The 22,947-nt window shown below is 60.8% G+C and carries 24 protein-coding genes; 8 read left to right on the forward strand and 16 right to left on the reverse strand.

Annotated elements, in window-relative coordinates; translation table 11 throughout:
* Window positions 1-150: 150 nt before the first annotated feature.
* Window positions 151-960, forward strand: coding sequence for a response regulator transcription factor (locus AB0O97_RS00070; RefSeq protein WP_363878557.1), 810 nt, complete (start codon window positions 151-153; stop codon window positions 958-960).
* 121 nt (window positions 961-1,081) lie between these two features.
* On the opposite strand, the gene AB0O97_RS00075 is transcribed toward AB0O97_RS00070, so the two are convergent.
* The 5 genes from AB0O97_RS00075 to AB0O97_RS00095 form a co-directional block, all read right to left on the reverse strand.
* Window positions 1,082-1,471 (reverse strand): hypothetical protein, encoded by a 390-nt coding sequence (locus AB0O97_RS00075; RefSeq protein WP_363836738.1) that lies wholly within the window; start codon window positions 1,469-1,471, stop codon window positions 1,082-1,084.
* A gap of 55 nt (window positions 1,472-1,526) precedes the next feature.
* The gene (locus AB0O97_RS00080; protein ID WP_363878560.1) at window positions 1,527-3,326 is read right to left on the reverse strand and encodes a biotin carboxylase N-terminal domain-containing protein; all 1,800 of its coding nucleotides are present in this window, start codon (window positions 3,324-3,326) and stop codon (window positions 1,527-1,529) included.
* A 122-nt stretch (window positions 3,327-3,448) separates the two neighbouring features.
* The gene (locus AB0O97_RS00085; protein WP_363878563.1) at window positions 3,449-3,805 is read right to left on the reverse strand and encodes a transcriptional regulator; all 357 of its coding nucleotides are present in this window, start codon (window positions 3,803-3,805) and stop codon (window positions 3,449-3,451) included.
* Window positions 3,802-4,245: a hypothetical protein gene (locus tag AB0O97_RS00090; protein WP_363878566.1), complete on the reverse strand. Its 444-nt coding sequence runs from the start codon at window positions 4,243-4,245 to the stop codon at window positions 3,802-3,804. Before AB0O97_RS00090 ends, AB0O97_RS00085 begins: the two co-directional genes overlap by 4 nt.
* 258 nt (window positions 4,246-4,503) lie before the next feature.
* Window positions 4,504-5,127, reverse strand: a complete 624-nt coding sequence (locus AB0O97_RS00095) for a nucleoside triphosphate pyrophosphatase (protein WP_363836731.1) — start codon at window positions 5,125-5,127, stop codon at window positions 4,504-4,506.
* Window positions 5,128-5,384: 257 nt separating this feature from the next.
* Between AB0O97_RS00095 and AB0O97_RS00100 the strand changes: the two genes are divergently transcribed.
* Entirely contained in the window at window positions 5,385-5,651 is a 267-nt protein-coding gene (locus AB0O97_RS00100; RefSeq protein WP_363836729.1) for a type II toxin-antitoxin system Phd/YefM family antitoxin, read from the forward strand.
* Window positions 5,644-5,907, forward strand: coding sequence for a type II toxin-antitoxin system RelE/ParE family toxin (locus AB0O97_RS00105; protein WP_363836727.1), 264 nt, complete (start codon window positions 5,644-5,646; stop codon window positions 5,905-5,907). Before AB0O97_RS00100 ends, AB0O97_RS00105 begins: the two co-directional genes overlap by 8 nt.
* Before the next feature lie 17 nt (window positions 5,908-5,924).
* Here the strand turns inward: AB0O97_RS00105 and AB0O97_RS00110 are convergent, their stop codons facing one another.
* The 3 genes from AB0O97_RS00110 to AB0O97_RS00120 form a co-directional block, all read right to left on the reverse strand.
* Window positions 5,925-6,335, reverse strand: coding sequence for a DUF779 domain-containing protein (locus tag AB0O97_RS00110; protein ID WP_363878568.1), 411 nt, complete (start codon window positions 6,333-6,335; stop codon window positions 5,925-5,927).
* 74 nt (window positions 6,336-6,409) lie between these two features.
* The gene (adhP, locus tag AB0O97_RS00115; RefSeq protein ID WP_363838111.1) at window positions 6,410-7,420 is read right to left on the reverse strand and encodes an alcohol dehydrogenase AdhP; all 1,011 of its coding nucleotides are present in this window, start codon (window positions 7,418-7,420) and stop codon (window positions 6,410-6,412) included.
* Between the two features lie 150 nt (window positions 7,421-7,570).
* Window positions 7,571-9,094: an aldehyde dehydrogenase family protein gene (locus AB0O97_RS00120; protein WP_363878571.1), complete on the reverse strand. Its 1,524-nt coding sequence runs from the start codon at window positions 9,092-9,094 to the stop codon at window positions 7,571-7,573.
* Between the two features lie 156 nt (window positions 9,095-9,250).
* Here AB0O97_RS00120 and AB0O97_RS00125 point away from each other — a divergent pair, with 156 nt between their 5' ends.
* Together AB0O97_RS00125 and AB0O97_RS00130 are read left to right on the forward strand one after the other, a co-directional pair.
* Window positions 9,251-9,637: a hypothetical protein gene (locus tag AB0O97_RS00125; RefSeq protein ID WP_363878574.1), complete on the forward strand. Its 387-nt coding sequence runs from the start codon at window positions 9,251-9,253 to the stop codon at window positions 9,635-9,637.
* A gap of 21 nt (window positions 9,638-9,658) precedes the next feature.
* Window positions 9,659-10,252 carry a hypothetical protein gene (locus AB0O97_RS00130; RefSeq protein ID WP_363878577.1) on the forward strand — a complete coding sequence of 198 codons (594 nt, stop codon included), beginning with the start codon at window positions 9,659-9,661 and terminating at the stop codon, window positions 10,250-10,252.
* Window positions 10,253-10,304: 52 nt separating this feature from the next.
* Here the strand turns inward: AB0O97_RS00130 and AB0O97_RS00135 are convergent, their stop codons facing one another.
* The 7 genes from AB0O97_RS00135 to AB0O97_RS00165 form a co-directional block, all read right to left on the reverse strand.
* Window positions 10,305-11,591 carry a transcriptional regulator gene (locus tag AB0O97_RS00135; RefSeq protein WP_363878580.1) on the reverse strand — a complete coding sequence of 429 codons (1,287 nt, stop codon included), beginning with the start codon at window positions 11,589-11,591 and terminating at the stop codon, window positions 10,305-10,307.
* Between the two features lie 212 nt (window positions 11,592-11,803).
* Window positions 11,804-14,488, reverse strand: coding sequence for an MMPL family transporter (locus tag AB0O97_RS00140; RefSeq protein ID WP_363878583.1), 2,685 nt, complete (start codon window positions 14,486-14,488; stop codon window positions 11,804-11,806).
* A gap of 90 nt (window positions 14,489-14,578) precedes the next feature.
* Window positions 14,579-15,214 (reverse strand): TetR/AcrR family transcriptional regulator, encoded by a 636-nt coding sequence (locus AB0O97_RS00145; protein ID WP_363878586.1) that lies wholly within the window; start codon window positions 15,212-15,214, stop codon window positions 14,579-14,581.
* Window positions 15,215-15,354: 140 nt separating this feature from the next.
* Complete coding sequence (locus AB0O97_RS00150) at window positions 15,355-15,735, reverse strand: YbjQ family protein (protein WP_363878589.1); 381 nt, start codon at window positions 15,733-15,735, stop codon at window positions 15,355-15,357.
* A gap of 228 nt (window positions 15,736-15,963) precedes the next feature.
* Entirely contained in the window at window positions 15,964-17,400 is a 1,437-nt protein-coding gene (locus AB0O97_RS00155; RefSeq protein ID WP_363878592.1) for a dicarboxylate/amino acid:cation symporter, read from the reverse strand.
* 132 nt (window positions 17,401-17,532) lie between these two features.
* Window positions 17,533-17,763, reverse strand: coding sequence for an acyl-CoA carboxylase subunit epsilon (locus AB0O97_RS00160; RefSeq protein ID WP_363878594.1), 231 nt, complete (start codon window positions 17,761-17,763; stop codon window positions 17,533-17,535).
* A complete protein-coding gene (locus AB0O97_RS00165) occupies window positions 17,760-19,343 on the reverse strand; it encodes an acyl-CoA carboxylase subunit beta (protein WP_363878596.1) in 1,584 nt (527 codons plus the stop codon). The genes AB0O97_RS00160 and AB0O97_RS00165 overlap by 4 nt, the downstream gene beginning before the upstream one ends.
* A 720-nt stretch (window positions 19,344-20,063) precedes the next feature.
* On the opposite strand from AB0O97_RS00165, the gene AB0O97_RS00170 reads away from it, so the two are divergent.
* The 3 genes from AB0O97_RS00170 (at window position 20,064) to AB0O97_RS00180 (ending at window position 22,633) form a co-directional block, all read left to right on the forward strand.
* A complete protein-coding gene (locus AB0O97_RS00170) occupies window positions 20,064-20,966 on the forward strand; it encodes a biotin--[acetyl-CoA-carboxylase] ligase (protein ID WP_363878599.1) in 903 nt (300 codons plus the stop codon).
* 73 nt (window positions 20,967-21,039) lie between these two features.
* Window positions 21,040-21,570, forward strand: coding sequence for a PH domain-containing protein (locus tag AB0O97_RS00175; protein ID WP_363878603.1), 531 nt, complete (start codon window positions 21,040-21,042; stop codon window positions 21,568-21,570).
* Complete coding sequence (locus AB0O97_RS00180; RefSeq protein WP_363836701.1) at window positions 21,554-22,633, forward strand: adenylate/guanylate cyclase domain-containing protein; 1,080 nt, start codon at window positions 21,554-21,556, stop codon at window positions 22,631-22,633. Before AB0O97_RS00175 ends, AB0O97_RS00180 begins: the two co-directional genes overlap by 17 nt.
* 47 nt (window positions 22,634-22,680) lie before the next feature.
* On the opposite strand, the gene AB0O97_RS00185 is transcribed toward AB0O97_RS00180, so the two are convergent.
* On the reverse strand, window positions 22,681-22,860 hold the full coding sequence (locus AB0O97_RS00185) for a hypothetical protein (protein ID WP_363878606.1): 180 nt from the start codon (window positions 22,858-22,860) through the stop codon (window positions 22,681-22,683).
* Between the last annotated feature and the right edge of the window lie 87 nt (window positions 22,861-22,947).

Here is a 22,947-nt window from a genome sequence, read left to right on the forward strand (position 1 = left end):
GGCTGAGACAAAGAAGTGATGACTGGAACCGGAAGAACCAAGGGCCGCAGCTTAAGATGATGCCATACTGGAGTTACAAATGGGCCTGGGGGCTCGCCAAGCGCCTTATATGGTGTGCTGTTTAGTGGTCTAGTGAATTTGGTGGGGAAAATGGACAATCCTCGTGTGGCTGTCATTGTTGAAGATGATCAGGATATTCGGGAACTGATCGGCGTAATTCTTAATCAGTCAGGTTTTGAGGTTTACGCCGCTAGTAACGGTTCTGACGGTGTGGCCCTGGTTCGAGAGAAGAAACCTGCAATCGTGACCTTGGATTTGGGGCTGCCGGACATTGATGGCTTCGAAGTAACCCGGCGAATCCGGCTCTTTAGCGATGCCTACATCATCATGCTGACGGGCCGCGCTGATGAAATGGACACCCTGATAGGTCTTGAAACCGGTGCTGATGATTACCTCACCAAACCTTTCCGGCCCCGCGAGCTGAGGGCCAGGATCGGTGCCATGCTGCGCCGCCCACGGTTTGCCGGCGAGGAATCGCTGCTTGCGCCCGTAGAAACTACTCCGGTGCTGGCAGCGGAACCCGAATACGGAAACGATCCTCAGCCGGTGATGGCAATGGCTCAAGGTGCAGCATCCGCGGAACCGGTCTCGGTCAACGGACTCTTGCTGAACAGTGGTGACCGGACAGCGGCAGTGGATGGAAACGAACTTGAGCTGACCCGAACCGAGTTCGATATTCTGCACGCCCTCGTGCACAGCGGCAAACAGGTTCGTACCAAGTCAGATTTGGTGCGTCGACTCCGCGGGGATGAATACGATGTGGGAACCTACATCAGCGACGCTGATGAGCGCACCATTGAGGTTCACGTAGCGAATCTGCGACGCAAACTGGGGGACAATCCGCGGGAGCCTCGCTGGATCAAAACTGTTCGAGGCGTGGGCTACCGACTGGTCCACTGACGCCCGCGCGCCGGACCGCACCAGAAAAGCTGGCGCTTTCTTAGCGCGGGTCTAGCAAGAGAATAGGGAGCGCCCCAAGTGGGACACTCCCTATTCTCTGTTCGGGCTTATCTTTTCAAACTCAACCGTCAGCCCGGTGCTTCAAGCGCTCTAGGACCCGCTCACTCAGGACCACCTCGTGGGGGATTGCCTGGAGTTCGGTTGAACGGGACTCGATGCCATACTCGGCTAAGATCCTGCGAATGTAGTCCCAGTACGCCGTGACGGCATCCGCCATGGTCTGCTCGCCATAGGGCTCATCCGGGCCCACGACGGTGCGCGCCGTCTCCCGGATTTGCTCCGGCCGGGCCTGATCCCACGGCTGATTCGAATTCCAACCACGGTCATCCAGCACCACGAGCGAGCGCCCATTAGCAAGCTCCGCTTCAAGGAGCACCGACACGGAAACACCTTGAGAGTTGGCGCCTTCAGTAAGCTCGACAACGCTGACAAAGCGGGTGACTACGGCCATGGTGGGCTCCAACTATCGAGGAAAACGGACCTGGGTGGTCCTAGAGTAAATGCGCTTAGTCTTCGATGGTTGCCAGTACGGCACCGGCGGAAACCGTGTCCCCGGCAGCTGCGCTCAGACCCGTGACGGTACCTGCGCGGTGTGCCGTGAGCGGTTGTTCCATCTTCATGGCCTCCAGAACCACGATCAGATCCCCTTCAGCGACCACATCACCATCAGCAACGGCGACCTTTACAATGGTGCCCTGCATTGGCGAAGTCAGCGCGTTACCATTGGCGGCAGCGGGGCCCGAGCTACGGTTGCGGCCAGCCTTCTTGGCCTTCTTCGTTCCGTTGCTGGCACCGTTACTGACAGCGAACGACGACGGCAGCGTCACCTCAAGCCGTTTGCCACCCACCTCGACGGTCACACTTTGACGCGCGCCGGCGTCGTCCGCGGCACCTGCAGCTGTTGCGAGGTCGAAGGCGGGGATGGTGTTGTTGAACTCGGTCTCGATCCAGCGGGTGTGGATGGTGAAGGGCAAGCCGCCGGTGGGTGCGAAGGCGGGGTCGGCAACCACTGCGCGGTGGAAGGGGAGCACGGTGGGCATGCCGCCGATTTCCATTTCGGCCAGGGCACGGTTGGCGCGCTGGATGGCCTGCTCGCGGGTGGCGCCGGTGACGATCAGCTTGGCCAGCATGGAATCGAAGTTGCCGCCGATGACCTCACCTGCCGTGATGCCGGAATCGACGCGGACGCCGGGGCCGGTGGGGAGGTTCATGGTGGTGACGGTGCCCGGTGCCGGCATGAAACCGCGGCCGGCGTCCTCACCGTTGATGCGGAATTCTAGTGAGTGGCCGCGGACTTCGGGATCGCCGTACCCGAGTTCTTCGCCGCGGGCGATCCGGAACTGTTCGCGGACCAAGTCAATGCCGGTGACTTCTTCGGAGACCGGGTGCTCAACCTGCAGACGGGTGTTGACCTCGAGGAAGGAAATGGTGCCATCGGTACCGACGAGGAATTCGCAGGTGCCGGCGCCTTGGTACTTCGCTTCGGTCAAGATGGCCTTGGAAGCTGCGTAGAGCTGCGCGTTTTGTGCGTCCGTCAGGAACGGTGCAGGTGCCTCTTCAACCAGCTTCTGGTTGCGGCGCTGGAGTGAGCAGTCCCTGGTTGAGACGACCACGACATTGCCGGCGGCATCGGCCAGGCACTGAGTTTCCACGTGGCGCGGGGCGTCGAGGAAGCGCTCCACGAAGCACTCGCCGCGACCAAAGGCGGCGACGGCTTCACGGACTGCGGACTCGTAGAGCTCCGGGATTTCTTCACGGGTGCGGACCACCTTGATGCCGCGTCCACCACCACCGTAAGCAGCCTTGATGGCCAGGGGCAGGCCGAATTCATCGGCGAAGTCGAGCACTTCTTGGGTGTTCTGCACTGGGTTCTTGGTGCCGGGCACCAGGGGTGCGCCTACCTTTTCGGCGATGTGGCGCGCCTGCACCTTGTCGCCCAAGGATGCGATCGCGGCGGGGGAAGGACCAATCCAGACCAGACCGGCGTCGATCACTTTCTGAGCGAACTCAGCGTTCTCGGACAGGAAGCCATAGCCGGGGTGAATGGCGTCGGCCCCGGATGCCTTGGCGGCGTCCAAGATCTTCTCCATGACCAGGTAGGAGTCCGCAGCCGTAGAGCCGCCCAGTGCGAACGCTTCATCAGCCATCCGCACATGCAGTGCCTCGCGGTCCGGCTCGGCATAGACAGCCACGGAGGCAATGCCTTCGTCGCGGGCTGCCCGGATGATCCTGACGGCAATTTCGCCGCGGTTGGCGATCAGTACTTTGCTCAGCTTTTGCGCCGGGGCAGATGGTGAAATACTCACAGACGGACTCCTTCTATTCTCAAGAGAGCCTAGCGTGAATATGTGGATTTTCCTCACACCTGATGCGCTTTATGCGTGTGTACTGCCGATCTTTTGTGGGGTTCCTACAAGAATGTGCTTGCTCAGCCTCCGGCGATGAGGCGCAGCGTGGCGATGTGGTGTTCCCAAGCCTGTTTGCCGTCTGGGCTCAGACTTAGCGAGGTGCGGGGGAACTTGCCCACGAAGCTCTTCTTAATGCTCACGAAGCCTGCCTTCTCCAAGTGCGACAGCTGCTTGCTGAGCACCGAATCACTCACCTGAATAGTGTTGCGCAGGTCCTTGAAATCCATGGTCTCGGTTTTTGATAGGGCTGCAGCGATGGAGAACCTGACGGGCTGATGCAGTACTTCGCTGAGTTCATGGCGAGGGTGTGCGGGTTCCGGGGTTGACTGGGGTTCCTGCGGGGCTGGATTCCCTTCCTGGGCTGGCTGTTTGCTCATGCGCGGAGCTCCCTGAATGCTGCGCCGACACCGGCGGCGGCAATGACGACTGCTGCACTGATGTAGTAGGCCAGGTTGCCTGCGGGGAACCCCAGAGCACCGATGGTGATGGCTGCACCGTAGAGCACAAAGTACGCGATGAGCGAGGTGGTGAATCTCCTAGAGAAGCCGGCCTTGCTGGTGCGCATCATAAACGTCCAGGTGAAGGCCGTGATCATGGCCCAGGCACCCACGCTCATGGCCATCAGCTGTGCGCCGTAGCCGGTGTGGGCAACAATGTGAAAGCCGATCATCATCATGGAGCCGATGATGGCCAGCGAGTTGAATACCATGGCGGTGGGCCAGCCGGCGGCGCTGGTGGCTGAGGTGCCGATGCCTTCGGCCCGAGCGAGGAGCTGGCGGGCTTCTTCTGCAGACGGGGAGGTGTTGTGCTGGCTCATGGAGGGCCTTTCGGTTGAGTCACGCTTCCTAATGGCTCAACTATACGAAACTACTTTCCATTACGTCAAGTACTTTCGTTGAATCCATAACGGTGGCGTAAAAGTGGACGCAAGTGGAGCGTATGTGTTCACGAATGGCGTGCAAATGCCCCGAACTGTGAACTCATACGCACGACTCGCCGCGAGTGGTGCGTATAGGTGTCCATACGCAAAAGTGGGCGCAAGTGGTGCGTATGTGTTCACGAATGGCTGGCAGTGTCAGGCCCAGAAGTCCGTGATTGCGACCCCGTGTTTGGCCAAAAGGCGGCGCAGCGTGGAGATGGACAGTCCCACCACCGTGTGCGGGTCGCCCTCGACGCCGGCGATGAAGGCCCCCGCGAGCCCGTCGATCGTAAACGCGCCAGCCACCTGCAGGGGTTCGCCCGTGGCAATATAGGCGTCAATTTCGGCATCCGAGACGCCCTCAAAGGTGACCACCGCACTGGTGACCTCCCCGTGCCCGACGGGAGCTCCGCCGTCGTGCGTGGAATGGGTGGTGGAAATGAGCCAATGGCCGGTGTGCAGCACGCCGGAGCGTCCGCGCATCAGCCGCCAGCGCTCGCGCGCAACGGCCGGCTCCCAGGGTTTGCCGTAGGGGACACCGTCCAGCTCGAATACGGAATCGCAGCCGATCACCAGGGCGCCGGATTCGCTGGCGGCCACGGATTCGGCTTTGGCCCGGGCCAGCAGCAGCGCGGTCTCGGCTGGGGTGAGCGGGCCGGCAGCGGCGGTGAGTGCGTCCTCGTCGGCGTCGGAGACCAGGACGCGGTGGGCGATGCCGGCGTCGGTGAGGAGCTTGGTACGGGCGGGGGAGGCTGAGGCGAGGATGAGCTGAGGAGTCATGAATCCAGCCTAGACGCCTGGCGCCAGGGCCGACGCCGGACCGTCTCGCCTATGCTTATGGCTGGCCTTCGGGCGTATTCAGAGAGAGGGAGCGAAATGGAAATCGCCATGGCAGGAGCAATTGTCGTCGCCGTAGTGGCCGTCATTGTGCAGAAGAGTAGGCAGGCGCGGAACCGGCGGAAATAGCTGCGCCCGGCTTGGGCATGGGCTCAAAGCGATACCGCTAAAACGTACATTTTAGCGGTATGATGATTGTTATGAACAAGGTATCTGCAACCATGGCCCGCCAGCGCTGGGCCGAAACGCTGGACGCCTCACGCCATGAGCCGGTGAGCATCACGAGCCATGGCCGAACCATCGCGGTTGTCATGGATCCGGACCTTGCCCAACGAGCGCTCGATGCCCTCGAGGAGCTGGAGGACATGGCCGACGCAGATGCTGCCCTGACAGACGTGGCAAATGGCGGCCGAACATATACGTTGGCGGAAGTCGCTGCAGAGCTCGGCATTTCACTAAATGTCTGAGAAATATCTGGTCGAGTTGACGTCTGCCGCGCGAAAACAACTGCAGAAGTTGGACGGGCGAACACAGGAACTGATTCTCGGTTCCCTTGAAATGCTGGCGGAAGTGCCACGGCCTCCTGGAGCAAAAAACCTCTCAGCCAGACCGGGGCAGTTCAGGGTGCGGGTCAGGGACTTCCGCATCATTTATTCTGTTGACGACGGCAGGCTGCTTGTCCTGGTGATCAAGATCGGACACCGGCGGCACGTGTACAAATAATCTGGCCGCCGGAGTGGCTAGTCGCGTCCAAAGCCCTCCACCAGGCGTGATCGGATCAAGAATCGTTTTCCTTCGGGTGCTTCCACGGAGAAGCCGCTGCCGCGCCCGTCTACTACGTCCACCGTCAAATGGGTGTGCGACCAGTAGTTGAACTGCTCCTTCGACATCCAAAACTCCAGCGGCCCGCAGTCAGGTAGTTCAAACAGTCCCAACAAGATGTCCGCCTCAGCCGTAATGAACTCGCCCGCGGGATAGCACATGGGGGAGGAGCCGTCGCAGCAGCCGCCCGACTGGTGGAACATCAGCGGCCCGTGCCGCTCCCACATTTTCTGGAGCAGTTCAACGGCCGTGCCGGATAGGGCAACACGTGATGCGGTCTCACCCTCGATGGTGATGGCGGCATCCAGAACCTTGGGAATGGCGTCCATGAAACTGCTCCTTGTATAGGGGGTGGATCCCGGATCCGGGCCGAAAGGGAGGACGGCCCGGATCCGGGGAGTATTTAGTACTTGATGACGACGCGGCCGTCGATCTTGCCGGCGCGCATTTCGTCGAGGACCTCATTGATTTCGCCCAGGCTGCGGGTGGCGACCGTGGGGTGGATCAGGCCGCGGGCGTAGAAGTCGATTGCCTCCTCCATGTCCTGGCGGGTGCCCACAATGGATCCGCGGATGGTCAGGCCCTTGAGCACTACCTCGAAGATCGGTGCGGGGAAGTCGCCCGGGGGCAGGCCGTTGAACACGATGGTGCCGCCGCGGCGGGTCATGCCGATGGCCTGGCCGAATGCTGCCGGGTGCACGGCGGTGACGAGCACCCCGTGGACGCCGCCGGTTTCGCGCTGAATGGCCTCCACCGGATCCTCGTCGCGAGCGTTGACGGTAATTTCCGCGCCATGCTTGCGGGCCAAGGCCAGCTTGTCGTCCGCAATGTCGACGGCGGCCACGCGCAGTCCCATGGCCACGGCGTACTGGACCGCGATGTGGCCCAGACCGCCGATACCGGAAATGACGACCCACTGGCCGGGGCGCGCCTCGGTCATCTTCAGGCCCTTGTAGACGGTGACACCGGCGCAAAGCACGGGTGCGATCTCCACCGGGTCGAGGCCGTCGGGGATGCGTGGGGCAAACTCGGCATCCACGAGCATGTACTCGCCAAAGGAGCCGTCCACACTGTAACCGCCGTTTTTCTGGGACTCGCACAACGTCTCCCAGCCGGTGCGGCAATATTCGCAATCACCGCACGCGGTCCACAGCCAGGCGTTACCCACCCGGTCTCCCACGGCGAGGGAGGTGACGCCTTCGCCGATGGCCACCACGTCGCCCACGCCTTCGTGGCCAGGCACGAACGGCGGGGAAGGCTGGACGGGCCAGTCGCCCTCGGCTGCGTGGAGGTCGGTGTGGCAGACGCCGCTGGAAATCAACTTGACCAGGGCCTGTCCCGGGCCGGGTGTGGGAATCGGGTATTCCTCAACGGTGAGGGCGGTGCCGAATTCCTTTACTACTGCTGCTTGCATCGTTGTCATGAAGTTCTCCTTTGAACTGATTGACTGCGTAGAGTGTGCCGGGCACCAAGTGAGGTGCCCGGCGTCGACCATTGAAGCTAGGGGGATAGCGATCCCCCGAATCACGCCATTGCTGCGCTAGCGTCGAGAGGTGGGGAGGGCTTAGAAGAAGCCGAGCTTGTCCTCGCTGTAGCTGACCAGCAGGTTCTTGGTCTGCTGGTAGTGATCGAGCATCATGGCGTGGTTTTCACGGCCGATGCCCGAGGACTTGTAGCCGCCAAACGCAGCACCGGCAGGGTAGGCGTGGTAGTTGTTGACCCACACGCGACCGGCCTGGATTTCGCGGCCGGCACGGTAGGCGACGTTGCCGTTGCGGGACCAGACGCCAGCGCCCAGACCGTAGAGGGTGTCGTTGGCAATGTGGAGGGCGTCGGCGTAGTCGTCGAACTTCGTCACCGCGAGGACGGGGCCGAAGATTTCCTCCTGGAAGATGCGCATGTCATTGGTGCCCTCGAAGATGGTTGGCTTGACGTAGTAACCGCCGGCCAGATCCCCGGGGAGGATGTTGCGCTCGCCGCCGGTGAGCAGCTTTGCGCCTTCCTGCTTGCCAATGTCCATGTAGGACAGGATTTTTTCCATCTGGTCATTTGAAGCCTGCGCCCCAATCTGGGTGTCGGTGTCGAGCGGATTGCCTTGGATGATGGCTTCGGTGCGGGCAATGGCGTCCGCCATGAAGGAGTCGTAAATCCCAGCTTGCACCACGGCGCGCGACGGGCACGTGCACACCTCGCCCTGGTTGAAGGCGTAGAGCGTGAAGCCCTCCAGTGCCTTGTCGTAGAAGGCATCGTCCTGATCGGCGACGTCATTGAAGAAGATATTCGGGCTCTTGCCGCCCAGCTCCAGCGTGACCGGAATCAGGTTCTGGCTGGCGTATTGGCTGATCAAACGGCCCGTGGTGGTCTCACCGGTGAATGCGATCTTGCGGATGCGCTTGGATGAGGCGAGTGGCTTGCCCGCCTCGATGCCGAAGCCGTTCACCACGTTGATGACACCGGCCGGCAGGATGTCGGCGAGCAGTTCCATGAGGACCAGAATGGAGGCCGGCGTCTGTTCCGCTGGTTTAAGCACGACGGCGTTTCCCGCAGCGAGTGCCGGTGCCAGTTTCCAGACGGCCATCAAAATGGGGAAGTTCCACGGAATGATCTGCCCCACCACGCCGAGCGGCTCGTGGTAGTGGTAGGCGGTGGTGTTCTCGTCGATCTGGGTCAGGCTGCCTTCCTGGGCGCGGACCACGGAGGCGAAGTAGCGGAAGTGATCTGCTGCGAGCGGGATATCAGCGTTGAGAGTTTCGCGGATGGCCTTGCCGTTGTCCCAGGTTTCGGCGACGGCGAGCAGCTCCACATTCTCATCGATGCGGTCTGCAATCTTGTTCAGCACGGCTGCGCGTTCCGTGGCCGAGGTTGCGCCCCAGCTCGGCGCTACCTTGTGTGCGGCATCTAGCGCTAGTTCAATATCCTCGGCCGTACCGCGGGCCACTTCGCAGAAAACCTTGCCGGTGACGGGAGTGATGTTCTCAAAATATTCGCCCTTGACGGGGGCAACCCATTCGCCGCCGATCCAGTTTTCGTAACGGTCCTTGAAGGTGACCTTGGATCCATCGGTACCGGGTTGTGCGTAAACAGCCATTGTTCAAACTCCATTGCGGTCGGGGCCAGTGGTGCGGGACATCTGCGTCCTTGTTCGCAACAGTACGGTTAGCAACGTTGCAAGCACGTTGCATGATGCAGATCACACTATTGGTGCTGCGTAGGGTCTTAGGATGCTGCGCCGTAGGGTTGAACCATGGGGGATGATATGTGGTTCTTTGGACTGTTCGTTCTGGTGGCGATTCTGACCGCCGGGATCCTGGTGATCGGCGTCCTGCTGCTGCGGGCTATGCCGGGTGTGCGCGGCTGGAATCTTTACCTGGCTGCGGTGGCGGTGACAGTCCTTGGACTGCTGTGGGCCGGCGTAGAGATGAACCTGCGCTGGGAGCTTGCTGGCATGCAATCAACGGACGGTATCCCGCTCAGCGATGAGGCAGAACTCCGAATCAGCCCCTACCTCATGGCCCCCTTCGTCTGCGCGTTGGGTGTGTTTGTCGGGGGCTTGCTGCTGTTTTTCCTAGGCCGGACCGCTGCAACGGACCGAGCCGCGCAAAGCGCCGCTGCACAAGACCGAGGCGCATAGGGGGGCGCATAGGCTGGTGGCGTGGAACTCATTGCTATAGCACTTCTGATCGTGGCCGCCATTTTGCTCATCTGGGGGCAGTTGCTCAAGTCCCGACGCCTTAATCGCCAGCGCCAATTCAACGGCTACCAGCCCGTGAAATCAACCTACGAGCCAACCTTCGAGGATCCCGCTGCAACTGCGGGACCGTCACAAGGCGCGACCGCAGCGCCTGGCTCCGCAGCGACTGAAACTGCAACGCCTGAAACCGCAACACCTGGCTCCGTGGAAGAGGAAGCCCGGGGAGCCGCCGAACGGATGGCGCGCGACTTGGCCGCACTCCTGCAGTCCAAGACTGCTGGCAGCGTCAGCTATGAAACCACCGTCACCACCACAACAAGCACCCCAGCCCAGTGGGCAACGACCACGAGCCACCCAGACTTCACGGCTCCGCCCCCGAGTGGCACCACCTACACGGAGCGGTCCATCTCCCTGACGGAGGAAACGGCCAGCCGCGTCAAAGCCCTGGCCCTAGCGGGAAAGCGGGGCGAGGCTCTGGAACTGCTCGGCGCCGAAACCGGTATGGACGGCAAGGGTGCGTTCATGATGCTGGAGATGATTGTGGAGCAGTATTAGTCGCCGTGCCCACTGTTTCCTGCCCACCGTTTCCTGCCCACCGCCGCTGACGCTAACCTTCCAGCGCCTCCAGGTGAGCCACAATCGCGGCGCGCTTTGGGGAGCGAGGCGGCAGCAGGCGCAGGGCTGTGAGCCAAGCTTCGACGTCGTCCGCGGCTTGGGGCAGCTGCAGGTAACCCAACAACGCCTCGGGACTGGCATCGGCAAGAATGGCCTCCCGCAATTGCACCGACACACGGTTGCGGATGGTCTCGATGGCCGGGGCCACCGAGCGGGGCATGACCTCGCCGCGGTAGATGTTCAGGGCCAGCCGGTGTGCGCCGCGGTCCAGATAATTGCGGACCTGTTCGGCGTCCACCACCAGCGGGCTGGGGAGCCGGTAGGGCCGTGATTCCGGGACCAGAGTAGGGGCAGCCCTCTGCAGCAGCTTGCGCAGGCGCACCATCTCGGCCCGAATACTGGTCAGCGAGGTGCCCTCAGGGTAAACCTTGTCGGTGAGCTCCTCAGCGCTGAGACCCTCGGGATGCAGTGCCAGCATGGCCAGGATTTCGGTGTGTCGTTCGCTCAGCGTCACAGCTTGCCCCGCCACGTGCAGCAGGCCCTGATCGCGACCCAGGATTTGCAGACTGTCGCGGTACAGTGGCTTTTTCGACGTGGGCTGGCTGTTGGTGGCGGTGTTGGTTGCCGGGGCTTTGGTGGTGGTTCTCGGCGTCATCCACCTGCGGCGCTCCTGCTCCGCTCGGCGCTCCAAGCGTTCGATCCGCAGCTGAGCCTCCGCCGCAGCCACCGATGCCATCACCAACGAGAGCGTGTTGGCGCCCACAGCTTCCGCACCACCGGTGATGTCCACGACCCCCAGGACGGCTCCGGAATCCGGATCGTGTAGCGGCACAGCTGTGCAACTCCACGAGTGGACAGCCGGATTGAAATGTTCATCGCCGGTAATTTGCACACTCTTGCCCAACACCAATGCGGTTCCGGGAGCGCTGGTGCCCGCCACCGGTTCAGACCAGTCGGCTCCCGTGGCGAAATTAATGTTCTCACCGTTGCGGCGGGCTGCCGATTCGCCCTCCACCCACAGCAGACGACCGTGCTCGTCGCCAACGGCAATCAACAATCCGGTGTCGTGGCTGGGCTCCACCAGCAGTTTCGTGATGACAGGCATAATGGCGGCCAAGGGATGCTCGCGGCGGAAATCTTGCAGTTCTCGGCTCTCCCAGACCACGGGCGGGGTAAGTCCGGCGGGCGTGGCCAAGGCGTCCAAAGACCGCTGCCACGATTCACGTACCAACGGTCGCATGGCCGGCAGGCTCTCAAGGAGTGGATGCTCAGGGGGCATGTTTTCTCCAAGAATCTACGGTTTTGATTGAGGCTGGGCGGGGTGGTCGCTAACAAGAGCTACATGTGCTGTGACTCACAAGCATAATGCACCCTCGGTGACGCAAGAACGGGCAGCCGCGGACGCAGAGTCTTGGTTGATTCTGCGTCCGTGACTGCCCGTTCTGCCCGTTCGGGATGTCCTTCCGGGAGGCCCATCCGGGATGCCGGTTCTTAGCGGGCCGACTCCGGCTGGTCTTCAAGTTCAGACTCGCCCTCAAGTTCAGACTCGCCGTCAAGTGAGGACGCATCGTCCGGGACCGTCATTTGGCTCAGCTTGGCGCCTTCCACGTCAACATCGGGCAGGAACTTATCCAGCCACGCCGGGAGCCACCAGGCCGACTTGCCCATCAGATGCATGGCCGCCGGAACAATGGTCATGCGCACCACAAAGGCATCGACCAGAACACCAAACGCCAGTGCGAAACCAAGGGGGCGCACCATGGTCAGGTGGCTGAAGATGAAGCCGGAGAACACGCTGATCATGATGATCGCGGCCGCCGTGACCACGGGAGCGGCATGCTTGAACCCGGTGCGCACAGCCTGCTTGGCATTCTGACCGTGGGCGTAGGCCTCACGCATCCCCGAGGCAATGAATACCTGGTAATCCATGGCGAGCCCGAACAGCACACCAATCAAAAGGATCGGCAGGAAGCTGAGCACCGCAGCAGGATTCTCCACACCAAAGATGCCGCCGAGCCAACCCCACTGGTACACGGCCACCACGCCACCAAACGCGGCAACCAGCGAGAGCAGGAATCCTGCAGTTGCCAGCAGCGGCACCAGAATAGAGCGGAACACCAGGATCAACAGGATCAAGGAAAGTCCGACGACGATGGCCAGGTAGGGCGGCAGCGCCGCTCCCAGCTTCTCTGAGACATCGACGTTGGCAGCCGTCTGGCCCGTCAATCCGATGGTGACATCGAGATCCGAGGCGATGACTGAGCCTTCGCTTCGTAGATCATGAATGACCTGGACCGTGCTTTCGCTGGCTGGTCCCTCGGTTGGAATGACCTGGTACACGGAGGTGCGCAAATCTTCGCTCAGCATGACCGGAACGGCCGCTTTCACATTGGTGACCTCGCGCAGCTGATCGGCCACATCCAGATTCAGTTCTGTGGCGCTGGCCTTATCCAGACCGGCAGGCAGCGAACCAACCACAATGATGGGTCCGTTCATGCCTTCACCGAAGTTCTTTCCAGTGAGGGAATACGCTTGGAAGGCGCTGGAATCGACAGGTTCGGAACCGCCGTCGGGCAATGCCAGACGCAGCCCGGTAGCCGGGATGGCGATGATAACCAGCGCAATGACCGCAGCAGCGAGTGCAACAACCGGGTGCTTGGTGACGAGCGCGCCCCAACCGCGGGCACTGCGAGCAACGTCAGCGGCGTCGTCGGCAGCGGCCTTTTCGGCATTGTTCAGGCCGGCAAGGGTGGCGTCATGAGCCGTGGTGGCTGCCGTGTTCTTGGCCCACGCACGCTTGGAGATGATCTTGGTGCCAATGAGAGACAGCAAGGCCGGGGTTAGCGTCAGGGCAACAAGGACTGCGAAAGCAACTGTTGCCGCAGCGGACAGACCCATGATGGCCAGGAAGGGAATCCCGCTCACGGTGAGTGCTGCCAGCGCAATAACAACCGTCAACCCTGCGAAGGTCACGGCATTACCGGAGGTGCCGATGGCCTTGGCGATGGATTCACGCAGCGACATACCGGCAAGCAATTGCTGGCGGTGCCGGTTGACGATGAACAGCGAGTAGTCAATACCGACTGCCAGGCCCAGCATCAAGGCGAGCATGGGGGAGACGGAGGACATTTCAATCACGCTGGTCAGCGCCATGGTTCCGCCCACGCCCACACCAACACCAACAAGAGCCATGAGCAGTGGCAGGCCTGCGGCCACAAAGGTGCCCAACATGATCAACAAGACAGCGGCGGCAACGGCGACGCCAATCACCTCAGCAGCGCCAAATACTTCAGAGATGTCTTCGACGATGTCCTTGCTGTAGGAAACCGTGACACCGCTGGACTCCAGGGTGTTCAGCTTGTCCTGAACCAACTGACGGTTGGCCGGAGTCACGGCGTTCATCGACTCGCTGAACTGAATCTGGCCAATGGCTGCCTTGTTGTTCTCCGAGACAAAGAGCAAACCAGCGGCTGCATCAGAGGTGCGCTGACCGGCTTCGAGTTCTGCCTTCTTGGCAGCCAAGGTGGCCTGACCGGCGTCGAACTTGGCCTTGCCGGCATCAAACTGGTCCTGGCCCGCTTGCCATGCGGCCTTTTGGGCATCAAGTTGCGCCTGCGCAGCCTCAAGGGGAGCCAGTGCGGCCTCGGGCGCGCCTGCCAACTGCGCCTTCTGGGCGTCAAGTTGGGCCTGGCCCGCATCCAACTGGGCCTTGGCGGCTGCCAGCTCCTTGGCGGAAGCCTCCAGTGCAGTCTTGCCGGCAGCGGCTTCAGCTTCTCCGGCCACCAGCGCCTTGGCGCCTTCGGCCAGCTGGGTGGCGCCGTCCTTTTGGGTCGCGGTGGTCACGAACGGATCAATGACGCCCCTGACGGTGGGAACGGTGGTCACTGTGGCAAGTGCAGCCGAGATGTCCTTAGTCTGGGCGGCCGTGAACGGTTCGCCATTGGTGCTGGTGAACACCACAGAGCCGGTCCCACCGGAAGCTTCGGGCAACTCGGCCGCAAGCTTGTCCGCCATCTGCTGAGTCTCAGTGCCCGGGATCTGGAAGCTGTTGGACATGGGGCCCATGAACAGTGCCGCGGCGCCACCCACCAAACCAATGAGGACAGCCCAGGATACGATCACCAGCCAGGCGCGGCGGGCGGCAAAGCGTCCCAGTTTATAGAGCCAAAGGGCCATGGTGAATCCATTCTGTGTATGAATCTGTGTGTGAATCTGTGTATAAGTCTGTGTGTGAATGCGCGGGCAGGGCGCAATCGGGTATGAAAACTAAAAACCGTTTCGGAGCAAGGAAATGGTGGCGTCCAGATGTTTGCGCAATTTCGCCAGAGACGGCTCCGAGGTATCGGCGCCGAATTCCTGGCACCAGATTTGCACAGCGGCCCGGCAACTGCCCATAATCGCACCCACTAACGCCAAGATGTAGAGCTCGGAGGTATCTGGGGGGAGCCGGTCGCGGGCGACGTCAGCAATTTTTGTGGTGCATTCATCCCACGCCTGTAATTGAAAACGCTCCAGGTGCGGATCCTGGGTGAGGGAGACCGTTTCGGCGAGTATCGCCAAGTCAGCTGTATTGCCGACGGCGGACAGCGCGGCTTGCGCTGCTTCTAGAATCGACTCCTGCGCAGGACGGGCCTTAAATTCTGTGATCACCGTGTCCAGATAGCGCTGCGTGTAGCTGGTGACGGCAGCTTCAACGGAGGAGAAGTAGTTGAAAAAGGTGCGCCGGGAAACGCCGGCGGCGGCAGCGACGTCGTCGACCGTGAATGAATTCATCTCCTGATTTCGCAGGAAATTCAGGGCTGCGGAGGCGATGGCCTCGTGGGTGGCAGCCTTGTTCAGCTCGCGTCGGGACAGCGGGTCTTGAGGTGCGTTGGGCTCTGGCGAAGGCAAGGAAATACTCACATGACTACACTAAGTGCAAGTTTGCACGATGTGCAAATTCTACTTCTGGGGTGCGGGGCGGACCGGGTGCCCGCTATGGGCAGGCGTAGGCCCGGTCCGCCAGGATGGGTCCTGGCCCGGCAGGATCCTCAGCTGGATTCCTAGCGCTGGGGGTTCTGCGCGAGGTAGATCGACTGGCCAGTGGCTCCGGGCTGGCCTTCGCCGAGGGGGATCGCGTAGACAGCGGTGCCGTACACGCACACCTCGGTCCAGGTCCCGCCCATTTCCGAGGTATCGAAGCGGGTGGCGATGATGGCGTTGGCGCCCTTTTGCTGAGCCTCGGTGACCATGCGGGCCACCACTTCCTGGCGGCTCTCATACAGGGCTTGGGTCATCTCCGGGAGCTCGCCACCGCCCAATGAGCGGAAACTAGCGGTGAACTGGGCGCCGACGTGGCGGGAGCGAACGGTGAGGCCCATGACCTCGCCGAATACCGCATCAATCTTGTAGCCGGGCAGATCGTTGGTGGTGACGATGATCATTTCTAGTCCTTAGTTCACTTCGGGAAACTCGTATCGTAAGGAATCTTACTGTGTCGGCTCCGCGGTTTTCGGGTAGATTCCTCGGCGGGTTCCGTGCTGGAGTCTGTGCTGGATTCCGGAAGAGAAGCCGGCACGCAACGCAAAAACCCGTCAGGGCAGTGGTCCGGTGACCATGCCCTGACGGGAATTTTGTGATTGCGCACCCAGCAGTGTTGGTGCGGTGGAGACTTAAGCGTTGGCCGGTTCCCGCTTCGGGTCAATTGCGCCGTCGCCTTCGCCGTCGGACGCATTCAGTTCTGCCAACAGATCAGCGGAGTCGTCAGCGAATGGGTTGCCGTTGCGGGGCGCGTTGTAGAGGTCCTCGTCCAGGATGCCCTGACGCTTGGAAACAATGGTGGGAACCAGTGCCTGACCGGCTACGTTCAAGGCGGTGCGGCCCATGTCCACGATCGGATCGACGGCCAGCAAGAGTCCCACGCCGGCAAGCGGCAGGCCAATGGTTGACAGTGTCAGGGTGAGCATCACGACGCCACCGGTTGTGCCGGCCGTGGCTGCAGAACCAAGAACTGAAACGAGGACGATGAGCAGGTACTGGCTCAGGTTTAATTCCATGCCGAAGAACTGAGCCACGAAAACGGCTGCAATGGCCGGGTAGATCGCGGCGCAACCGTCCATCTTGGTGGTGGCGCCCAGCGGCACAGCGAAGGAAGCGTAGGCGCGGGGAACTCCCAAGTTGCGCTCGGTCACGCGCTGCGTCAGCGGCAAGGTGCCGATCGAGGAGCGGGATACGAACGCCAACTGAACGGCAGGCCACACACCGGAGAAGTACTGCTTGATGGACAGCCCATGGCTCTTGATGAGGACGGGGTAGACCACAAACATGATGAGGGCCAAGCCAACGTAAATGGCCACGGTGAACTTACCCAGGGAACCAATGGTGGTCCAGCCGTAAGTTGCTACAGCGTTACCGATCAGGCCAACGGTACCGATCGGAGCCAAGCGGATGATCCACCACAGCACCTTCTGGATGACGGCAAGTGCTGAGCCGTTGAGCTTCAGGAACGGATCGGCCGCCTTGCCAACCTTCAGAGCAGCAATACCGATCACGATCGCAATAACCAGGATCTGCAGGACATTGAAGCTGACGCTGGTAGAGAGGGCGCCGGAATCAGAGGCCTTGGTGGAGGCGCTCAGGCCTAGGAAGTTGGAGGGGAACAAGCCGATCAAAAACGCCCACCAGTCGCCGGTCTTGCCGGTGTACTCCTCAGCTGAATCAACGGAGCCTGCTCCGGACTGGAACTGGAATAGGACGCCCAGAACAATGCCCACGGTTACCGCGATCAACGAGGTGATAGCGAACCAGAGCAACGTGTTCCATGCTAGACGCGCAGCGTTGGTCACTTCGCGCAGGTTGGCGATCGAGGACACCACAGCCGTGAAGATCAATGGCACCACCGCGGCCTTCAGAACCGAGATGTAGCTGGAGCCGATGGTGCCCAATGTGGTGACCAGACCGTTGGGGTCTGTTTTGGGGTCCCCGCCGAGCTGACGGGCAATCAGCCCCAGAACGAGGCCAATAATAAGGGCAGCTATGATCTGGACGCCGAAGGAGCTGGCCCATTTGGGCAACTGCGACACCTTTGGGGTGCTTACTGTGGAAGTCATGAACCAACGGTAAAGGCGGCACAATAGCATCAGGAAATTAGTGTTTCCCTTTATTACGCCAAGAAATTGCCATTGTTACGTGTGTCTCAGTCGTGGAATCGAATCGTGGCACCAAGAATGAGAGCCCAACGGTTAGCGGTTGGAGCGCCGCCATGATCCGGCGCCCGGCTTGGGCGGCAGATGCAGTTGCGCTCGCCTAGCCCACGGCCGTGCGGGGGTTGCGGCGCCTTCGTTCTCGTCCTGACCAGTTTGCAAGGCAAGCACGACGGCGGTCACCGCGGCTAGTTCTTCGGCGCTGGGGTTGCCCCGGGTTACCGTGAGCAACGGGGCGTTCTCGGGGCTGCCTGGGTCTTTGCTTGTCACAGCGGAATATTCCCATGCTTCTTGGCAGGCAAGCTGGCACGCTTATCGCGCAGGGCACGCAGACCCTTGATGAGCTGGATACGGGTATCGGACGGCGCAATCACGGCGTCCACATAGCCCAATTCAGCAGCCTGGTACGGGTTGAGAAGTTCATCTTCGTAGTCCCGGACAATCTCGGCACGGCGGGCCTCAACGTCGCCACCCTCGGCATCCACTGCCGCAAGATCGCGGCGGTACAGGATATTGACCGCGCCCTGGGCGCCCATGACGCCGATCTGGGCGGTGGGCCAGGCGAGGTTCAAATCCGCGCCGAGCTTCTTGGAGCCCATTACGATGTACGCTCCGCCGTAAGCCTTTCGGGTGATGACCGTCAGCTTCGGCACAGTTGCTTCAGCGTAGGCGTAGAGCAACTTGGCGCCGCGGCGGATGATGCCCTGGAATTCCTGATCCTTGCCCGGCAGGAAGCCGGGGACATCGACCAAAGTGATGATGGGGATGTTGAAGGCGTCGCAGTTGCGGACAAAACGGGCAGCCTTTTCGGATGCGTTGATGTCCAAGGTGCCAGCAAATTGCATGGGCTGATTGGCGACGATGCCCACCGTGTGGCCCTCAATGCGGCCGTAGCCGATCATGACGTTGGGGGCGTACAGGGCCTGCATCTCCAAGAAATGCTCGTCGTCGAGGATTTGCTCGATGACGGCACGCATGTTGTACGGGTGGTTGGCCGAGTCAGGGATCAGAGTGTCCAAGGCGAGGTCGGCGTCGTCGAGTTCCAACTCTTGCTCATGCTCGGTGACGGGCGCCTCGGCCAAGTTGTTGGAGGGCAGGAAGTCGAGCAGTTCGCGGACAAACTCAATGGCGTCTGCTTCATCTGTGGCCAAGTACGTGGAAGTTCCGGTGGTGGTGTTGTGTTGGCGGGCGCCACCCAGGGTTTCCATGTCCACGTCTTCACCCGTGACCGTCTTGATGACGTCCGGACCGGTGATGAACATGTGGCTGGTCTTGTCCACCATGACCACATAATCGGTCAGCGCGGGGGAGTAGGCGGCGCCGCCGGCGCACGGGCCCATGATGAGCGAGATCTGCGGAACTACCCCTGATGCGTGAACGTTGTTGCGGAAGATATCGGCAAACATGGCCAGGGAGGCCACGCCTTCCTGGATGCGGGCGCCGCCGCCGTCGTTGATTCCGACAACCGGGCAACCGTTGCGTAGTGCGAATTCCTGGACTTTGACAATCTTTTCGCCGTTTACCTGGCTCAGTGAGCCACCGTAAACGCTGAAATCTTGGCTGTAGACGGCGACCAAGCGGCCATCTACCGTGCCGTAACCGGAGACCACGCCGTCTCCCAGAGGCTTCTTCTTCTCCATACCAAATGCTGTGGAGCGGTGCACGGCCAGTGCATCAAACTCCACGAAAGAATCCGGATCCACCAGCAGGTCGATGCGTTCGCGGGCCGTATTGCGTCCCTTCGCATGCTGCTTCTCAACGGCAGCCTCGCCAGAAGGAATCGCAGCCTGAGCCATCCGGTCACGGAAATCGGCAATTTTGCCTGCTGTTGTCGATAGATCGTGGCTCATTGACACTCCGGATCAATAGTGTGGATACTTGCAGCTCTTCATAGGAACCGCACAAAAGGGAAAACTCTACTGACAGTCTAATAACGATATGGACCCCTGCATGTGTAGGAACCCTACAAAGTCGTCCGAAAAGTATCTGGCGTTTGGCCCAGTTCTTACCATTTGGCCTAGTTTGTCGTCACCGTGGTTTTTGGAGACCGTGATGGAAGTTGTTGCGGAGTTTTGTTTGATTCGGGTCGACAGCCCACGGCGGTGCAGCAGGGAAAGGGGAGCTGGTTCAACCGGCTTCCCCGCCGTTGTGTTCATATAAATATTCTAGTGGGGACCACTGACATCGAAGTTTCCTAGGACGGACTCTGGGTACAACAAACCACCTGCACCCCCTGTGGAGGAAACAACACAATTGGACTACGCAATTTCGGCGGCTCAAATCTCTGTTCAAACGCCGGCTCCTATCCCGCCCCCACTCCGTTTCAAACCATTGCTGATTTCAAACCATTGCTGAACTGAGGTCCCGACCACAGTTTTGGCTTCGGCCCAGACCGGGACTCGGTTCTCACCCCAGAGGCGGATTCATCCGTTGCTAGGCCCGATAGGATTGGAACCATGAACGGCGCCGCAACAACCCCTGAGCAGAATGGTCAGAGTCGACCCCAGAAGCTGTCAGCAGCTCCGATCGATCCCGTTAATTTAGACGCTGCCCTATTAAGGACTGCGTTGATGCAGCCGCAAGGGGTATTTGCTCGCGTAGACGTGGTGGACTCCGCAGGTTCAACCAACATCGATCTGGCTGCCGGTGCTGCCGATACTGGACAATTCTTTCCGGACTTGAGCGTTTTGATTGCCGATGCCCAGCCTGCTGGCAAAGGTCGGTTGGGTAGAGCGTGGGAGGTTCCCGCCGGCGCTGCCATGATCTCCAGTGTTCTTCTCTGGCCAGAAGAACAGTGCCTCACAAGCGGATCCGGCAAGGACTTTGCTCCCACGGGTTACGGGTGGCTTTCCATCCTTGCCGGAGTTGCTCTGTGCCAGTCGTTGCGCACACACACGGACGTCGATGCCACTTTGAAATGGCCCAACGACGTAGTGATCAAGGGCCGCAAACTGGCAGGAATCTTGGCCCAGGTGGTACCTGCAAGGTCAGCAACAGCCCCAGCCATCTCAACGATGGCGAGCTCGGGCACTGAGATGGGTCCCGGCGTCGTGGTTGGGGTCGGTGTCAATGTCAGCCTGCAAGAAACAGAGCTGCCCACGGACAGGGCTACCTCTTTATTGGTGGAGGGCGTGCCAGCGTCCGGGCTCGACAGAAACCAGTTGCTGCCCGAGTACTTAAACAACTTCGCCAAGCTGTATCAGGACTTTGCGGCGGCCGGTGGGGACGCGCACATGCCGCTGTCCGGCGGGGCGAGTGCTGTGGAGTTGGCCCGGGATCTCATGAGCACGTTGGGTCAGCAAGTGCGGGCTGAACTGCCCGGCGGGACCATGCTTTACGGCACAGCTGTGGATTTGAACAGTGACGGTAGTTTGCGGTTGCGTGATGCCCTCGGCCAGGAACATAATGTCAGCGCCGGTGATGTGCTGCACCTGCGCAGGACTGGCCCGGGCGGTGCTCTGGGCTATGCGTAAGTTTCTGCTGGAAAAGGAACAGGTGGAGATTCGCTGCCGGCCGCACTCCAGGATTCTGCTGTGGCCCATTTCGGTGGGACTGCTGGCCATCATGGTGGGCTCGGCTGCGCTGGCAAAACTACAACCCGACACATTTTATGAATGGGCTCCTGGCGCAAGTCAGTGGCGCGATGTCTTGGTGCTAGGCGTGGTGGCACTGGTGACCCTGGTGCTGTTGGCGTATCCAATCAGGCGAGTGTGGCGCTGGGCCGGGACCATCTACACCTTGACCAATCAGCGTCTGCTGGTGCGCAGGGGGTTAGTATCTAGACGTCTGCAAATTCTTGATCTGGCTCAGATTCATCAAATGCAGCCAGTGCAAAACTGGCGCCAACGCATGGTGGGCTCCGGGGATTTGCAACTGTTTTTTCACTCGGACATACACTCTGACAAAGTGGTGACGGTGAATGAAATACCGTACTGGAGTGAGTTCAACCAAGATGCCCAACAATTCTGGGCCAAGGAGTTTCGGGCGTACATGCAGCAAACACTCCGGGAATCGGACTACGCTGGGGTCGTTGGGATGAGCGAAAAGGAGCTGCGCAAGCTTGGAAGAGACCACTGATCCACCCGAGCCGTTGTTGACGCCTGCCTCGCACAACCAAACCAAGGCACTGGAAACGCAACTTCTTGGTGGCGAACGGACCATGAAGCGCCGTGATGTCGCCGCAGGAGTAGGCGTTTCATTGCTGTCTGCGCGCAAAATTTGGCGCGCCATGGGCTTTCCCAATCTGGGTGATGAAGACGTGGCCTTCACCGAACGGGACCAAGAAGCGCTGCAAATAGTCGTCACGATGGTCCGCGAAGGGCTTTTGACGGAGGAAACGGCAATTTCCGTTACCCGTTCCATCGGTCAGATGACGGATCGAATGGCCGTCTGGCAGATTGAGGCGTTGGTTGAAGACTTGGTGGTGGAGCATGGTGTCAGTGACGCCGAGGCCCGTCGCGCCGTTGTTTCCGAGCTCCCTAATCTGATCGCCCCTTTGGAAGAACTGCTGGTGTACTCTTACCGTCGCCAGCTTAACGCCGGCATCCAGCGCCTCGCCGTGCGTGCTGAGCAGGGCTTGGCCGCCAGTGAATTAGGGCGCGACGGCGATGAGGACGACGCACCGCTGCCCCTGGCCCGCGCCGTTGGCTTCGCTGATCTGGTCAGCTATACCTCCTTGTCACGCCGCATGAATGAGAAGACGCTAGCCCGCCTGGTGCAGCGCTTTGAAAACATCTGTGCCGAGATCATCAGCGTCGGCGGTGGCCGTCTGGTGAAGACCATTGGTGACGAAGTGCTGTTCAACTGCGAAACACCTGTGGCTGGCGCCCAGATTTCTCTGGCCCTTGCAGAAGCCATGGCCGCCGACGATTTCCTTCCGGAAGCCCGCGTCGCCATGGTGTGGGGCCGGGTGCTCTCCAGGCTGGGCGATATTTATGGTCCAACCGTAAATCTGGCCGCCCGCCTGACCTCGCTCGCAGAACCAGGAACTGTACTGATTGACTCGGTCACGGCCTCGGCATTGACCGGCGATGATCGCTTTGTACTCACCCAGCTGCCGGTGGAGAACGTTCGCGGCTTCGGCGAAATTGCGCCGGTACTCCTGAGCCGGGGAACGGGCAAGGGCTTAGTAGTCGACTAAAACTGACACGTACGACGCCGGGTCCCGGCTGCCGCAGCAATTCGCGGCTACCAGCGGTAGGACTCGGCTGTGTGCCCGGCCGCGTTATGCGCGTTATGGTGGTCAGCCAGTTGCAGCAATGATTCAAAATCTGGATCGGCGTGGCCCTCTAGCAGCGTCTTTCTGAAGGCGGCGTAGAGAGCATGCCAGCGGGTCCGTTCGCCGCCGTCCAAGCCTGGTTGGAGCACCCCTGACCCCGGCTTGCAAAGCCTGACCCCGGCTTGCAAAGCCTGGCCCCGAAACACTGGATGGATTCGTCCAAAACAGTAGATCCG

Source organism: Specibacter sp. NPDC078692, assembly GCF_040686835.1.
In the GTDB taxonomy this organism is placed as follows: Bacteria; Actinomycetota; Actinomycetes; order Actinomycetales; family Micrococcaceae; genus Specibacter.